Genomic DNA, 241 nt, shown 5'->3' with positions numbered 1-241 from the left:
TATTTAGCCCAAGCACAAAGCCTTGCGTTTAATCGTGGTCTTAAAATCCATTTAGACGGTGCTCGGGTTGCTAATGCTGCGGTTGCACAGGGCATTGCCATTGCCGATATTACCCAATACTTTGATTCAGTATCAATTTGTTTATCAAAAGGCCTGTGCGCGCCGATAGGTTCGATTCTGTTAGGCGATGAGCGGCTAATTGGTAAAGCTACACGTTGGCGTAAAATGCTCGGTGGTGGAA

At 46.1% G+C, this 241-nt stretch carries 1 protein-coding gene; it reads left to right on the top strand.

What is annotated here, in order from left to right:
• Positions 1 to 241 (top strand): beta-eliminating lyase-related protein (locus AAEZ06_RS28145; protein ID WP_350617489.1); only part of this gene is annotated, 241 nt, incomplete at both ends.

Source organism: Pseudomonas sp. HY7a-MNA-CIBAN-0227 (assembly GCF_040310325.1).
GTDB lineage: Bacteria > Pseudomonadota > Gammaproteobacteria > Pseudomonadales > Pseudomonadaceae > Aquipseudomonas.
This window is presented reverse-complemented; position numbering and strand designations above follow the sequence as displayed.